Here is a 13,981-nt window from a genome sequence, read left to right as displayed (position 1 = left end):
TTCCATGATTTCCTCGGTCTTCATCGACAGGCCGCGCCTCGCGATCGTCTTGTCGATCGTCATCACGATCGCGGGCATTCTCGGCCTCATTAATCTTCCCGTCTCGCAGTTCCCTGACATCGTGCCGCCGCAGGTGCAGGTCACGGCGAATTATCCGGGCGCTTCGGCTGAAGTGGTCGAGGCGAGCGTCGCGCAGCCGCTCGAAGCGCAGATGATCGGCGTCGACAAGATGCTGTACATGAAGTCGAACAGCGCGAACGACGGCACGTACACGCTCACGCTCACGTTCGAGCTTGGCACGGATCCCGACATCAACACCGTGAACGTGACGAACCGCGTTCAGTCCGCGCAGTCGAAATTGCCGGAGATCGTAACCCGGCAAGGCGTCATCACGCGCAAGCGCTCGTCGGCCGTGCTCCAGTTCATGATGCTCTACAGCGAGACGGGCGAGCAAGACCCGCTCTTCATCACGAACTACGCCACGATCAACGTGCTCGACGAGATCGCTCGCACACCGGGCGTCGGCCAGGCGTCGCTGTTCGGCAGGCTCAACTATTCGATGCGCATCTGGTTCGACATCGAGCGGCTCGTGAGCCTCAACCTCATGCCGTCGGACGTCGTCAGGGCCATCCAGGCACAGAACCTGCAGGCTCCCATCGGGCGCATCGGTTCAAGGCCGATCAGCCCGGACCAGCAATTCCAGATGAACCTGGAAACGCAGGGCCGCTTGTCCACGCCCGAACAGTTTGGCGCGATCATCCTCCGCGCGAATCCCGACGGGTCTGTGCTTCGCGTCCGCGACGTTGCGGACGTACAACTCGGCGCGCAAAACGAAGATTCCGAGAGCCGCCTCAGCGGCAAGCCTGCGGTGGCGATGGGTATCTACCTCGCGCCCGGTGCCAACGCCGTGGCGACGGCAGCCCGCGTCAACGCGACGATGGAGAAGCTGAAGCCCCGCTTTCCGCAGGGCCTGAATTATCTCGTCGTCTTCGACTCAACGTCCTTCATCTCCGACACCATCCACGAAGTCATAAAGACGATCGTTGAAGCGTTCGTCCTGGTGGTGATCGTCGTCTTCCTGTTCCTCGGAAACCTGAAGGCAACGATCATTCCGGCCATCGCGGTGCCGGTGAGCCTCGTCGGCACCTTCGCGGTTCTGCTGCTCCTCGGCTATTCCGCAAATACAATCTCGCTTCTCGCGCTGGTGCTCGCCATTGGCATCGTTGTGGACGACGCCATCGTTGTGGTTGAGAACGTCGAGCGCGTGATGGAGGAGGAGCCAGACCTGACGCCAGCGGAGGCGTCGAAAAAGGCGATGAATCAGATCACGGGGCCGATCTTCGCCATCACGCTCGTGCTGCTTTCCGTGTTCGTCCCCACCGCCTTCCTGCCCGGCATCACGGGTCAGTTGTTCCGGCAGTTCGCTGTGACAATCTCCATCGCGATGCTGATTTCGGCGCTCGTTGCGCTGACGCTCTCGCCGGCTCTTTGCCGCGTGTTCTTGAGACCGGCCGAGAAAAAGGGCGTCATGGGCTGGGTCATGAGGCGCATCGACGACACGCGCGACTCCTATGCGTGGGTGGTGCGACGGCTGGTGCGCGTCGCCTTCGTTTCGCTGTTCCTCGTGGGCGGGTTCGCCGCGGGCGCCTATTTCCTGTCGCTCAAGACGCCGACTGGCTTCCTCCCCGAGGAAGATCAGGGCGCCTATTTCGTCGTGATCCAGCTTCCGAACGGCGCTTCGGTGTCGCGAACGGCCGAGGTGACGAAACAGGTCGAAGGGATGATGCTGAAACAGCCGGAGGTCTACCAGACCTTCGCGGTGATCGGCTTCTCCTTCCTCGATCAGAGCGCGGCTTCGAATTCAGCCTTCATGGTGGTGAGGCTGAAACCGTTCGCGGACCGGCCCGGCCCTCAAAACTCGGTTCAGGCGATGATCGGCCGAACGTTCGGCATGACGCAGGAAATCCGGACGGCGAACATCTTTGCGTTCAACGTGCCGCCGATCATCGGCCTGTCGACGAGCGGCGGCTTCGAATATCAGCTCGAAGCGCTTGAAGGTCAGGATCCCGCGAAGATCGCCAGCGTCATGGGCGGCCTTCTGATGGCAGCCAATCAGGATCCGCGCCTGACCCGTGTGTTCTCGACGTTTACGGCCTCGAATCCGTCCATCTATCTCGACATCGACCGCGACAAGGCGCAGGCGCTCGGCATTAACATCGCCGATATCTTCACGGCGTTGCAGGCGACGCTCGGCGGCTACTATGTGAACGATTTCAACATGTTCGGGCGAACCTGGCAGGTGAACATTCAGGGCATCGCCGAAAACCGGACCGATATCGAGTCGCTCTGGCGGATCTACATCCGAAACTCGAAAGGCGCGGTGGTGCCGCTTCAGGCGATCGCCTCGGCGCGGATCGTGGTCGGCCCGCAGGTCATCTCGCGCTACAATAACTATCGCTCCGTCTCGATCACGGGCAGCCCGGCGCCGGGCGTTTCGTCGGGCGCGGCGCTTCAGGCGATGGACGCGGTGTCGAAGAAAACGCTGCCGAACGGGTTCTCCTACGAATGGACCGGCACCGCCTATCAGGAGTATGAGGCTTCGGGTCAGACAGGCGTCATTCTCGCGCTCGCGCTCCTGTTCGCCTATCTCTTCCTGGTCGGGCTTTACGAAAGCTGGTCGGTGCCGATCTCGGTGATCCTCTCCATCTCGGTCGCGATCCTCGGCGCGATGGCGGGGATACTGATCGCGGGGCTGACGCTCGACCTTTACGCGCAGATCGGTCTCGTCGTGCTTATCGCGCTCGCGGCAAAGAACGCGATCCTGATCGTGGAATTCGCGAAGGAAGAGCACGACAAGGGCATTCCGATCATGGAATCCGCCGTGCGCGGCGCGCGGACAAGATTCCGCGCCGTGATGATGACATCCATCGCCTTCATCCTCGGGCTATATCCGCTGGTGGTGGCGACGGGCGCCGCGATGGTCACGCGGCGAGACGTGGGCACGCCCGTGTTCGCGGGCATGATCGCCGCGAGCTTCGTCGGCATTCTCATCATTCCGATGCTGTATGTGGTGTTCCAGTCGGTGCGCGAGCGGGTCAAGAAGCGCCTGCTCGGCTCGGCTTACGAGCGCCAGACCCCGCATCCGCCGGACGAACAACCGGCGGCATAGCGTTCGTCTCGCGAATGGCCGGGGTTTGCCCGGCCATTTCTTTTTGGCCGAATGCGGTCGACAAAATGCCACCCCCGCTTCCAGATGACGCGCCGCCTTTCGGCTTGACCGTGGGTCGATCTTTACTCATCATCCGGCCCCATGAAGCCATCGAATATGCCGACGCCCCTCGTTCGCGGCGCCATGACCGTTGCGCCGCCTTTTGTGCTGGCGCGCGCTATAGACGCACTCCTGCGCAAGATGGAGCGCGCACACCCACGCCTGTTCAAGAATCTGGCGCGGCTCAAGCCCTATGTGATCCACGTCGAGCCGTCGGATCTCCCGCACCGCTTCGCGCTGAAGTTCGGCGGCGACGAGAAGGCGTACGTGCGTCTCCTCGATCCGCGCGACGAAACTCCCGGCGATGCGTGCATCAAGGGCGATATCGACGTCCTCCTGAACCTGCTTCAGGGCCGCATCGATGGCGATGCGCTGTTCTTCACGCGCGGTCTCGTCATCGCGGGCGACACGGCCGCCGTGGTCGCGCTCCGCAACACGCTCGACCGCGAGGAAATCGACCTGTTCGCTGACGTCACCTCGATGTTCGGGCCGCTTCAGAAACCGGCAGAACGCGCGCTGACGGTGCTCGGACGCGCCCGCGAAGCTGCACGCCATCGCGCAGCCGAGTTCATCGACTCGCTTCGCGAAGAGAGAGCATCGGATCCGGCGGCCCCGGCCTGGGCCAACGAACGCGACGCTCTCAAGGCCGAAATCAAGACGCTTCAGACCCGCCTTGCCAAGCTCGAAGTGCGGGAGAAGCTCGCGAAAGGAGCGAGCCAGGATCCGGCACACTCATGACACAGCACTCCCTTGAACTTCTCAGCCCCGCCGGCAATCCCGCCGCCCTCAAGGCAGCCATCGAAGCGGGCGCGGACGCGGTCTATTGCGGCTTTGCCGACCGGACCAATGCGCGCAACTATCCCGGCCTGAATTTCGACGTCGACGAAATGATCGAAAGCGTCGCATACGCCCACTCGAAGGGCGCGAAGGTGCTCGTCGCCATCAACACGTTCCCGCCCGCTGGCGAGATGAAGTCGTGGAAGGACGCCATCGACAACGCCGCCATGGCGGGTGCCGACGCCGTCATCCTTGCCGACATCGGCGTGCTCGACTACGCGGCGAACAAGCATCCGAATCTGCGCCGTCATCTGTCCGTGCAGGCGTCCGCCGCGAACCCGCTGTCCATCAACTACTATCGCGACCAGTTTGGCGTGAAGCGCGTGGTGCTGCCGCGCATCCTCTCCGTCGATGAGGTGGCGCACGTGGCCAAGGAAACGGGCATGGAAATCGAGGTGTTCGGCTACGGCTCCGTTGGGCCGATGTCCGAAGGCCGCTGCTTCCTGTCCTCCTACATGACCGGCCTCTCGCCGACGAGCGAAGGCGCCTGCGCGCCCGCGAGCCACGTCACCTACAAGGAGGATGGCGACTTCGTGCTGTCCTGCCTCGGCGATGTCGTGCTGAACCGCGTGGCCAAGGGCGAGGGCGCGGCCTATCCGACGCCGTGCAAGGCGCGCTACGTCGCTTGCGGCAAGGCGGGTTATATCTTCGAGGATCCGATTGCGCTGAATGCGCTCGACATTCTCTCTGAGTTGAAGAAGGCCGGTGTAACGGCGCTGAAGATCGAAGGCCGCCAGAGAAGCAAAGCCTATGTGGCCGAGGTTGTGAGCGCTTTCCGCAAGGCGCTCGACGCGGTGGAAACGGGCGAGACGCGCTCGACCGACGATCTCAGCGAGCTGTCCGAGGGCGGTCGCCAGACGTTCGGCGCGTACAAGAAGGGCTGGCGCTGATGTCAAACGAAACCGCAAAGTCCGCCAGGCTGACGCTTGGGCCGCTTCTTCACCATTGGACGCCGGAAGCGCGCCGCGACTTCTACTTCCGCGCCGCCGACGAAATGCCGGTCGATACCGTCTATGTCGGCGAGGTGATATGTTCGAAGCGCGAGCCGTTTTTCGAGGACCACCTCCCGGAAGTCATCGAGCGGCTGAAATCCGCGGGCAAGGAAGTGGTGCTTTCGACACTGGCGCTCGTCACGCAGCCGCGCGAGGTGAAGGCGATCCGCGAGGCCGCCGATGCCGACCTGATCGTGGAAGCGAACGACGTCGCCTGCCTCGAAGCGTTGCACGGTCGCCCCCATGTCATCGGGCCGTTCATCAACGTGTTCAACGAGGGTGCGCGCGACTTCGTGGCGAAGAACGGCGCGTTCCGCGTCGTGCTGCCGGTGGAAGCTCCCGCGACCTCGATCAAGGTTCTGGCCGATAACGCGGGCAAGCTTGAAACCGAGGTGCTGGTGTTCGGCAAGCAGACGCTGTCGATCGCGATGCGCTGCTATCATGCGCGCGCCAACGGCCTGACCAAGGACTCGTGCCAGTTTGTGTGCGGCCTCGATCCGAACGGCCTCAACGCGACGACCGTGACCGGCGACGACATTCTCACCATCAACGGCACCTCGACCATGTCGAACGGCTACGGTGTCCTGCTGCACGAGCTTGACGCGCTGCGCGTGATGGGCGTGACGCATTTCCGCCTCTCGCCGCAGGCCGTCGATATGGTCGAAGTCGCGCGCCTGTTCCGCGACACGCTAGACGGCAGGCTCGCGCCGGCGGAAGCCGAGGCGAAGCTTCGGCCGGTCACCGATCCGGTGCCGTATGTGAACGGCTTCTATTATGGCCGCGTGGGCCTTTCATGGAATGATCGCCACGCCGCCTGAGCGGCGACGTGGCGAGTTTACAACGACGGTGCCGCCGGAAGGCGGCCCGTCACGCAGGAGCGGTCGCGCGCGCTGCGCTCCGATCAGGCTGGCCCTGTCGTAACCGGCGCTTCCGGCACCTCGCTCCATTCCGCCCATGAACCGTCGTAAACCGCCGCATGCTCGTTGCCGGTTACGGCCAGCGCGAGCGCGAGAATGCACGCCGTCACGCCAGATCCGCATGTGGTGATGACCGGTTTTTCCGGATGGATGCCCGCAGCCTCGAACGCCGCGCGCAGGTCCGCCGCCGGTTTCAACGTCCCGTCCGGCGCAATCAGCGAACCATACGGCACGTTCCGCGCGCCGGGCATATGGCCGAGCCGCGCGACAGGGCGAAGCTCAACCTCGGAGCCTTCGAAACGCGGTTTCGAGCGTGCATCGGCGATTTGCGCGCGGCCCGCATGAACGGTCGCGATCATGTCATCGATTTCGCGCACGAGTTCGCTGTTCTTGCGGGCCGTGAAATGCCGCTCCGACCGCGGCGTCGGCGCACCCGCTTCAACCGGGCGCCCTTCGGCGAGCCATTTTTTCAGCCCGCCGTTCAGCACCACGACATCTTCGTGGCCCATGACGCGAAACATCCACCAGGCGCGCGGCGCGCTGAACATGCCCTTCGAATCGTAAACGACGATCTTCATGCCGTCGCCGATGCCCGCCTTTCGCATGCGCGACGCGAACTTTTCCGGCGAGGCCAGCATGTGCGGATAGGGCGAGTTGGTATCGGACAGCGCGTCGATGTCGAAATAGAGCGCTCCGGGGATATGCTTCTCATTGTAGACTTCGTGCGCCGGACGCGCGTCGGCGGGCATGGTGAGGCCGGCGTCGACCACGACAAGGCCCGGCGCGCCGAGGCGCTCTTCAAGCCAGTCCGTCTCGACCAGCCATTTGGACGAAAAATCGGTCATCGTTCCCCCTGAATCGCTTTTGTATAAGTTAACCTGCGTCCGCCCGGAACGGTATGGATAATGCGTCGAAGGCGCGCCGGGTCCACCGGGAGCGACAACGTGCCGTCAAAAAGACCATCCGAACCGCTCGCGATCCCGCCTGAACTGCGCGCCGTTCGCTACGACGCGCGAAGCGTCCCCGGCTGCACAGGGAGCATCGCCGAGCGCGGCGCGAACTGTCAGCGCTTCGCTTACGCGTCAGGCTTCGAACACAGTCGGCAGCGTCTGCGGCGCGTCGAGCCACGGCGGCACGGGCAGCCCCTTGCCGCGCAGGGATTCCGGGTTGAACAGCTTCGACTGGTAGCGCGTGCCGTAATCACAGAGCACCGTCACGATGGTGTGGCCGGGGCCGAGATCGCGTCCGAGCCGCACCGCGCCCGCGACGTTGACGCCTGACGAGCTGCCGACGCAAAGCCCTTCCTCGCTGAGAAGGCGAAACACAACGTCGAGCGCTTCCTCGTCGGGAATCCGATAGGCGCGATCAAACTCCGCGCCCGCGAGATTTGCGGTGATGCGCCCCTGGCCGATGCCTTCGGTTATCGATGAGCCCGTAGATTCGAGCTTTCCGTGGGCATAGTGGCTGTAGATCGCGGAGCCGAACGGATCCGCGACGGCGACGACAATTCCGGCGCGCTTCGCCTTCAGCCCGAGCGACGCGCCCGCGAGCGTGCCCCCGGTGCCGACCGAACAGATGAAGCCGTCCACGCGGCCCGCAGTCTGCCGCCAGATTTCCTCAGCCGTCGTCTCGATATGCGCGCGCCGATTCGCGATGTTGTCGAACTGGTTCGCCCAGACCGCGCCTTCCGGCCGCTCCGTCGCGAGCTTGTGTGCGAGCCGCGCCGAATACTTCACATAATTGTTCGGGTTCTTGTACGGGACCGCCGGAACCTCGACGAGCGTCGCGCCGAGCAGGCGGAGCGTGTCCTTCTTTTCCTGGCTCTGCGTCTCGGGGATCACGATCACCGCCTTGTAGCCGAGCGCGTTCGCCACGAGCGCGAGGCCGATACCGGTGTTGCCCGCCGTGCCTTCCACGATCGTGCCGCCCGGCTTCAGGGTGCCCTGTTTCACCGCATCCTGCACGATGAAGAGCGCAGCACGGTCCTTTACCGACTGGCCGGGATTCATGAATTCGGCCTTGCCGTAGATTTCGCAGCCGGTCTCCTCGGAGGCGCGCTTGAGGCGGATCAGCGGCGTGTTGCCGATGGCTGCGACGATAGAGGATTTCGGGGCGGACGTATCGTTTGCGTGAGTCATGGGCTCGCCGGATTCGCTGGGACGCTGCCATGATCGCGCCGTTGAACCGGGCAGACAACTTGTAAACCGGAAATGAGATGGAATTTCCGCTTCGCGATGGGCGCCTGGAAACGCCGAAGCGCGCTGCGTGTCGCGCGCGAAACACCTGTTTCGTGTCGGCAGGCCGGGAGCCGACACTGAAATACGCCCGGCGTCGGCTTTCCGTCACGGCGTCAAGATGGCTCGTGGCTGGCAAGGCTCTCACTTGGAAAACGTCGCGGACGCCGCTATAGAAGACTCTCCACGGTCTGTCCGATGCGAAGCTTTCGAGGGTGCGCCGGACATGCGGGCGTGGCGGAATTGGTAGACGCGCTGGATTTAGGTTCCAGTGACGAAAGTCGTGGGGGTTCGAGCCCCTCCGCCCGCACCAAAATCCAGTTTCCATTCGCATTGCGCCTGATCCGTCAGGCAAGCCGTGCCCCAGCGGAAACGCTCGTCAATCCGTCGCGAGAATGACATGCGACGGCTTGAACAGGGCAACGACCGGGACGCCCCCTTGAAGCGCCATGTTATCGGCGATGTCCCTTCCGATCACGGCGATGATCGTCTTCCCCGCCCCGATATTGACCAGGATCTCAGCATTGACCGATCCATCGGTCCGTTCGAGTATCGTGCCCGGAAAAGCATTGCGAATCTTGTCACACAAGGCATCGGCAGGAAGCAGCGTCACGAGCGAAGCTTTGATGAAGGCCATCGCCGTTCGCCCAGGCTCAAGACCCAATTCAGCCACGCTCCGGTTCGTCACCGTCACGACGATTTCGCTTCGTTCCGATATTTTCAGCAGGACATCGACGTCGACGGGAGCCTTCTTGACCTGCACGACGGTGCATCGGAAGGCGTTGCGAGCGCTTATCTTGACGCCGAGCCCCCAAAAGAGCGCCTCCTGGCAATCGGTTATGCCTTCTTCTGTGATGACGGCCGACATTTTGGCGAGTTTTTGTTCGATGGAACGGAACGCGTCGATCAACCTGCGACCCTCTTCCGTGACCACTGCTCCCCCACCTCCGTCGCCACCAGCGCGCGTCAAAACGGCCGGATGGGGTAGAAGATTATTGATGGCGTTCACTGCGTCCCAGGCGGTCTTATAGCTTGTTCCAACGGCGTCGGCGGCCTTCGAGATGCTTCCGTGCCGGGTTACGGCTTCAAGGAGCATGATGCGATCTCGGCCAATGAGAAGACGACCGCCCCGGCGGAACGAGAGTGTTGCGTCCACATCTTTGCTTGTCATCAGCACCTCGTCGCCTGGAACGATTCTCATGTGACAGACGAGAGTGTGTCAACTTGGAGACAAGCTGCGGAAACTTTTTTCCGCGCTATATAATGTGACACCATAACGGTTGCACAATCTGCGGCGCTCGGCATACGTTTAACGTCGTTATGTAGAAAATTTGCATAACGCTGGGGGTGGGGCTTCCGGCGCAGGGCAGACCGTGCAATGTGCAGCTTGGGCAGGCTGCAAACGGGCGAGCTGTGTTTCGCCACTGAAATCCTCACCATCGGCAGATCAATCCAGCATCGCAGGCGAGCGTCCGCGCTCGCAGCGCATTGATGAGCACGCGGCTGCGTTTCGCTGCGGGGGTGGTGGGGGCCACGACGTATGGCGAAGTTCAATCCATTCATGGCGACTGCTCTTCTCGTGATTCCGGGAGCTGCGCTTGCGCAGGAGACGAGGCAGGAGGCGCCGCAGCACAGCATGCTGCCGCCGGTCACGGTCCAGCAGCCGAAGAAGAAAACCGTTCAACCGGTCAAGAAGTCTCCGTCGCAGCGGGACATACAGGGCGGTACGGGGGGGACGTCGGCAACCGCTGGCGCGAGCGGGACCGCCGTGGGCGCCTTCATCAAGTCGGACCTCGCCCCCGAAAGCGTGACCAACCCCTATCGCGTCGCACCTTCGAGCCAGCCGCACACGCAGACTTTCACGCGGCAGGACATCGAAAACCTTCATCCAGAGAACGTCTTCGACCTGTTGAGCCATGCGACCGGGGTGCAGGCCACCTATCAGGGACGCAAGCGTCCGTTCAACCTTTTCATCCGCGGCGATAGCAACTTCGCCTACGTCATCGACGGAGCTTATGTCCCGTCGTTCGTCGGTGGCCGCATCCTGCAATCGCTGCCGGTATCCGCGATCGAGCAGGTGGACATCGTGCGAGACGCGAGCGCGCTTACGCTGGGGCCGCTCGTGGATTTTGCCTCCGCGTCTGGCGCGCTCAACTCAGGCTTCATCGTGATCCGCACGCGTCGCCCCGAAAAGACCGAAGCCGAGGTTTCGACCTCGGTGGCGACATACGGCACCTACAAAACCAATGCGTTCGCCGGCACGACCTTTGAGCGCGACGGCTGGACGGGTTACATGGCAGGCTTCGGCGGCTACGCCACGACGGACGGCCCGGACGACTGGAACAAGTGGGCAGAGGGCAAGACGGGGTTCGGAAAGTTCGGCATCGGCTACGGCGGTTTCTTCACGGAGACGATGATCTACAAGGATCATTCGGCGTTTGGCTTTCAACGCACGGACATCTCCAGCCTGTCGGATCAGAAGTGGTCTTACGATCCCATCAACACGCTGTTCATCACCTCGAATTCGCGTCTTGCCTGGGACGGCGCCAACACGACGCTGCTGACCGTGTCGATGAATGAGGTCACGCAAGACAACGTGATGGCCTATTATTCGGGCAAGGCCACCACCAAAAATCACGAGGTCGATCAGACCGAAACGGTCAATCTGCGCCACCGCATCAAGCTCGATACGACCATGCTTGAAGTCGGTGGGCATTACGTGCATTGGCACTCGCCTTACGGTGAAATGTTCTGGTCCGGCTACGAGCGGGAGGAGGAGACCCTCAGCGCGTATGCCAATGTGGAGCAGAAGTTCTTCAACGACAGGCTGACGCTCGACGCCAGCGCGCGCGTCGACGATCACACCATCGACACGGGCATTGAACTCTACACCGAAGCGACGGCCTCCGGGTTGAAGTCACTCAGCTATTTCCACGACCGAGAATTGCCACTCGCCACGAGCTACAGCACCGGAGCGAGCTTCGTGGTCATTCCGAACGTGACGGTGTCGGGGCGCTACTCCCATGCCGAACAGGGGGGCGTCTCCGACATCGCCATGGATGGCGTGGAGTTGTCTCCAGAAAAGCAGGACAAGTGGGAATTGGCCATCGCTGCTCGCGCGGCGGAATATTTCATCCCGACGTTGACCTATTTCGACACGCAGGTTGAAAACGAGAAGGTTCCGGTCAAGTACAAAACGGTAAACGGCTATTCGGTCCCCATCTGGGGCGAGAGCGACACGCATCGCGCGGGCGTCGAGCTTGCGGTAAAGGGCACGCTCTTGGCCGAGTTCTGGCCGGGCAAGCTGACCTACTCGGCGGGATGGACGCATCTGACGGTGGCCGAAAGCTCGGATAATATCTACTACGCCAGCATCAAGCCCCGCGATATCGTCAATGTCACGCTGACGGAGGAATGGGGACCGTATTTCGGCACGATTTCCGCCAATTACGTCTCGCCCTACAAGTCGAACTTCAAGGAATCGGTGGCTGGCGTCTATTACGATGTCGGTAACTACACGGTCGTCGATCTGAATATCGGCCGGAAATTCCGCTTCGGCGATTACGAATCCAAGGTCACTGCCTTCGGTCGTAACATCACTGACGAGGAATACGCTACCATCCGTGGTTATCAGGCCATCGGCGCGACCTACGGCCTCGAATTCTCCGTGAAGTATTGAGGCAGACATGCGAACCGGCATCTTCTGCGTCTATGAAAACCCGCTGGGCGATTATCGGCGCTGTTTCGACGACCAGACCGCACTTGTAAAAAAGGCGGAGGCGCTTGGCTTCGAGGAGGCGTGGGTTGCGGAGCATCACTTCAACCCGGCCTCGGCGAGCCCATCCATCCTGCCGCTGCTTGCCTATCTCGCGGGCGTCACCTCGCGGATAAGGATCGGCTCGGCGGCGGTGCTGCTCGCCTTCCGCAACCCGATCCAGGTGGCGGAGGACGTGGCCACCATCGACATCCTGTCCGGTGGCCGGTTCGACTTCGGCGTGGCGAAAGGCGGTCCGTTCCCGGCGCAGAACCGGCATTTCCATGTCGACACGAACGTCTCGCGCGACATGACGATGGAGAGCATCGAACTGATCGAGCGCCTGTTCTATGAGGAAAGCGTCACCTTCTCCGGGCAGTATTATTCCTGCGAGGACGTGTCGCTCGCCCCGCGCCCGATCCAGCAGCCGGTCCCGATCTACGTGGCCACGACGACCGAGGCGACGATCAGGCTCGCCGCCGAGCGGGGCTACAGCGTGATGGGCGGCTCGCCGTTCCCGTTGGAGCGCCTCGTGCGCATCGTGGAAACATACCGCGAGGCCTCGCCCGACAAGGATCCGAAGATGACCGTGGCGCGCTTCTACTATGCCGCACCGACGCGCGAGGAAGCGGTGGCAGAGGCGCTGCCATTCATCGCGCGCTTCGCCGACCGCGTGCGGGGCGTCTTCGCGGCGCAGAACCCGCAGGGGCCGGGGATCGACACAGACACGATCGTCGAACGCTCGCTGATCGGCAGTTACTGCGAAGTGCAGGACAAGATCGCCCGCCTTCAGGAGCTGACCGGCATGCACAGCCTGCTTCTGAAGCCGGTATCTCTCGACCCGCAGAAATGGCTGACGTCGCTCGACGACTACGCTGAACGCATCAAGCCCGGCCTGCCGAGCTGACAGGGAAGCCATGATGAGAACGCTCCTTGCGGCTCGCGCCGCTCTTATATTGCTCGCCGTGCTGCTCGCTACCGCCATGTCAGTCGGGAACCTTGCCGCCGAGACAAAGACCCGCGAGATCACCGACATGATCGGCCGCAAGGTCGTCGTCCCGGCCGAAATCCGGAAGATTTACAGTTCGACGCCGCCGACCACCTACGTTCTTTATGCCATCGCGCCGGACACGGTCGCTGGCCTGAACCTCAACATGACTGCGGAACAGCGGCGCTTAATGCGGCCAGAGACGGCAAACCTGCCGGTCTTGGGCGGCACGATCGGAATGGGACGTCAGGTCAATCCCGAGGAAATCCTCGCGCTCAAGCCTGACATCGTCATCGCCTGGGCCAATAGCTCCAACGATGTGGGCCGCGTCGAAGCGCGTTTCGCCAAACTCGGTCTTCCCGTTGTTTTCCTCAACGTCGACAAGCTTGAGGATTACCCCGCCGCATTCAAATATCTCGGCGAGCTTCTCGGGCGGCAGGAGCGGGCGAATGAGCTTGCATCCTATATAAGCGGAGCGATGAGCCGCGTCGCCGCTGCGGTTGGTTCCGTGCCTCAGGATCAGCGGATCAAGGTCTATTACGCGGAATCGCCGGATGGCCTCGCGACCGAGTGCGATACTTCCTTCCATGTGGAACCGGTCATCCTCGCCGCTGGCAACATCGTGCATCGCTGTCAGCAGACCACGCATATGGGCATGGAAAGGGTCAGTCTTGAGCAGATCGTCGGGTACCAGCCGGCATTGATCCTGTCGCAGGACCGAGCTTTCGCGGCGTCCGTTGCGGACAACCCGAACTGGCGCAACGTCAAGGCTGTAAAGGATGGCCGCATCGTCGTGGTTCCGAACAAGCCGTTCAACTGGCTCGACCGGCCGCCGAGCTTCATGCGTGCGCTTGGCATCCAGTGGCTGGCGAACATGTTCTACCCCGAGCGCTACCCATTCGACCTGCGCAGCGAAACCAAGGCGTTCTACAAGCTGTTCATCGGCGTCGAACTTTCTGAGGCAGACGTCGACGCTGTCCTGAACTGACGC

Annotated in this window: 10 protein-coding genes and 1 tRNA gene; 8 read left to right on the top strand and 3 right to left on the bottom strand. The window is 62.4% G+C overall.

Going from position 1 to position 13,981, the window contains the following annotated elements:
- The first annotated feature begins 4 nt into the window (after positions 1 to 4).
- The 4 genes from KKP04_RS10355 to KKP04_RS10340 all read left to right on the top strand — a co-directional run bounded on the left by KKP04_RS10355 (position 5) and on the right by KKP04_RS10340 (position 5,915).
- On the top strand, positions 5 to 3,169 hold the full coding sequence (locus KKP04_RS10355; RefSeq protein WP_215030484.1) for an efflux RND transporter permease subunit: 3,165 nt from the start codon (positions 5 to 7) through the stop codon (positions 3,167 to 3,169).
- Between the two features lie 156 nt (positions 3,170 to 3,325).
- Positions 3,326 to 4,006 carry an SCP2 domain-containing protein gene (locus KKP04_RS10350; RefSeq protein WP_215030481.1) on the top strand — a complete coding sequence of 227 codons (681 nt, stop codon included), beginning with the start codon at positions 3,326 to 3,328 and terminating at the stop codon, positions 4,004 to 4,006.
- Complete coding sequence (locus KKP04_RS10345) at positions 4,003 to 4,995, top strand: peptidase U32 family protein (RefSeq protein WP_215030464.1); 993 nt, start codon at positions 4,003 to 4,005, stop codon at positions 4,993 to 4,995. The genes KKP04_RS10350 and KKP04_RS10345 overlap by 4 nt, the downstream gene beginning before the upstream one ends.
- Positions 4,995 to 5,915 (top strand): U32 family peptidase, encoded by a 921-nt coding sequence (locus KKP04_RS10340; protein ID WP_215030461.1) that lies wholly within the window; start codon positions 4,995 to 4,997, stop codon positions 5,913 to 5,915. The genes KKP04_RS10345 and KKP04_RS10340 overlap by 1 nt, the downstream gene beginning before the upstream one ends.
- An 83-nt stretch (positions 5,916 to 5,998) precedes the next feature.
- Here KKP04_RS10340 and sseA read toward each other — a convergent pair whose 3' ends face one another.
- The gene (gene sseA, locus KKP04_RS10335) at positions 5,999 to 6,859 is read right to left on the bottom strand and encodes a 3-mercaptopyruvate sulfurtransferase (RefSeq protein WP_215030458.1); all 861 of its coding nucleotides are present in this window, start codon (positions 6,857 to 6,859) and stop codon (positions 5,999 to 6,001) included.
- A 237-nt stretch (positions 6,860 to 7,096) separates the two neighbouring features.
- Complete coding sequence (locus tag KKP04_RS10330) at positions 7,097 to 8,152, bottom strand: cysteine synthase A (RefSeq protein WP_215030454.1); 1,056 nt, start codon at positions 8,150 to 8,152, stop codon at positions 7,097 to 7,099.
- A 324-nt stretch (positions 8,153 to 8,476) separates the two neighbouring features.
- Here KKP04_RS10330 and KKP04_RS10325 point away from each other — a divergent pair.
- Positions 8,477 to 8,561 (top strand) — tRNA-Leu (locus tag KKP04_RS10325).
- Positions 8,562 to 8,627: 66 nt separating this feature from the next.
- On the opposite strand, the gene KKP04_RS10320 is transcribed toward KKP04_RS10325, so the two are convergent.
- Positions 8,628 to 9,419 carry a TOBE domain-containing protein gene (locus KKP04_RS10320; RefSeq protein ID WP_215030443.1) on the bottom strand — a complete coding sequence of 264 codons (792 nt, stop codon included), beginning with the start codon at positions 9,417 to 9,419 and terminating at the stop codon, positions 8,628 to 8,630.
- A gap of 390 nt (positions 9,420 to 9,809) precedes the next feature.
- Between KKP04_RS10320 and KKP04_RS10315 the strand changes: the two genes are divergently transcribed.
- From KKP04_RS10315 to KKP04_RS10305, 3 genes are read left to right on the top strand one after another with little or no spacing between them, the layout of a single operon-like run.
- Positions 9,810 to 11,927, top strand: a complete 2,118-nt coding sequence (locus KKP04_RS10315; protein ID WP_215030441.1) for a TonB-dependent receptor — start codon at positions 9,810 to 9,812, stop codon at positions 11,925 to 11,927.
- A 7-nt stretch (positions 11,928 to 11,934) separates the two neighbouring features.
- Positions 11,935 to 12,909 carry an LLM class flavin-dependent oxidoreductase gene (locus KKP04_RS10310; protein ID WP_215030439.1) on the top strand — a complete coding sequence of 325 codons (975 nt, stop codon included), beginning with the start codon at positions 11,935 to 11,937 and terminating at the stop codon, positions 12,907 to 12,909.
- Between the two features lie 10 nt (positions 12,910 to 12,919).
- Positions 12,920 to 13,978, top strand: a complete 1,059-nt coding sequence (locus tag KKP04_RS10305; RefSeq protein WP_251134030.1) for an ABC transporter substrate-binding protein — start codon at positions 12,920 to 12,922, stop codon at positions 13,976 to 13,978.
- The last annotated feature ends 3 nt before the right edge of the window (positions 13,979 to 13,981 follow it).

The organism is Rhodomicrobium sp. Az07 (assembly GCF_018619475.1).
Classification (GTDB): Bacteria; Pseudomonadota; Alphaproteobacteria; order Rhizobiales; family Rhodomicrobiaceae; genus Rhodomicrobium.
Note: the sequence above shows the minus strand (reverse complement) of the source record. Positions and strands in the feature narration are given on the sequence as shown.

Excerpts from the sequence above, each read along its gene's own strand:
- KKP04_RS10315 (WP_215030441.1), top strand. The coding sequence starts at position 9,810 with ATGGCGACTGCTCTTCTCGTGATTCCGGGAGCTGCGCTTGCGCAGGAG.
- sseA (WP_215030458.1), bottom strand. The coding sequence starts at position 6,859 with ATGACCGATTTTTCGTCCAAATGGCTGGTCGAGACGGACTGGCTTGAA.
- KKP04_RS10345 (WP_215030464.1), top strand. The coding sequence starts at position 4,003 with ATGACACAGCACTCCCTTGAACTTCTCAGCCCCGCCGGCAATCCCGCC.
- KKP04_RS10350 (WP_215030481.1), top strand. The coding sequence starts at position 3,326 with ATGCCGACGCCCCTCGTTCGCGGCGCCATGACCGTTGCGCCGCCTTTT.
- KKP04_RS10310 (WP_215030439.1), top strand. The coding sequence starts at position 11,935 with ATGCGAACCGGCATCTTCTGCGTCTATGAAAACCCGCTGGGCGATTAT.
- KKP04_RS10320 (WP_215030443.1), bottom strand. The coding sequence starts at position 9,419 with ATGACAAGCAAAGATGTGGACGCAACACTCTCGTTCCGCCGGGGCGGT.
- KKP04_RS10340 (WP_215030461.1), top strand. The coding sequence starts at position 4,995 with ATGTCAAACGAAACCGCAAAGTCCGCCAGGCTGACGCTTGGGCCGCTT.
- KKP04_RS10305 (WP_251134030.1), top strand. The coding sequence starts at position 12,920 with ATGATGAGAACGCTCCTTGCGGCTCGCGCCGCTCTTATATTGCTCGCC.
- KKP04_RS10355 (WP_215030484.1), top strand. The coding sequence starts at position 5 with ATGATTTCCTCGGTCTTCATCGACAGGCCGCGCCTCGCGATCGTCTTG.
- KKP04_RS10330 (WP_215030454.1), bottom strand. The coding sequence starts at position 8,152 with ATGACTCACGCAAACGATACGTCCGCCCCGAAATCCTCTATCGTCGCA.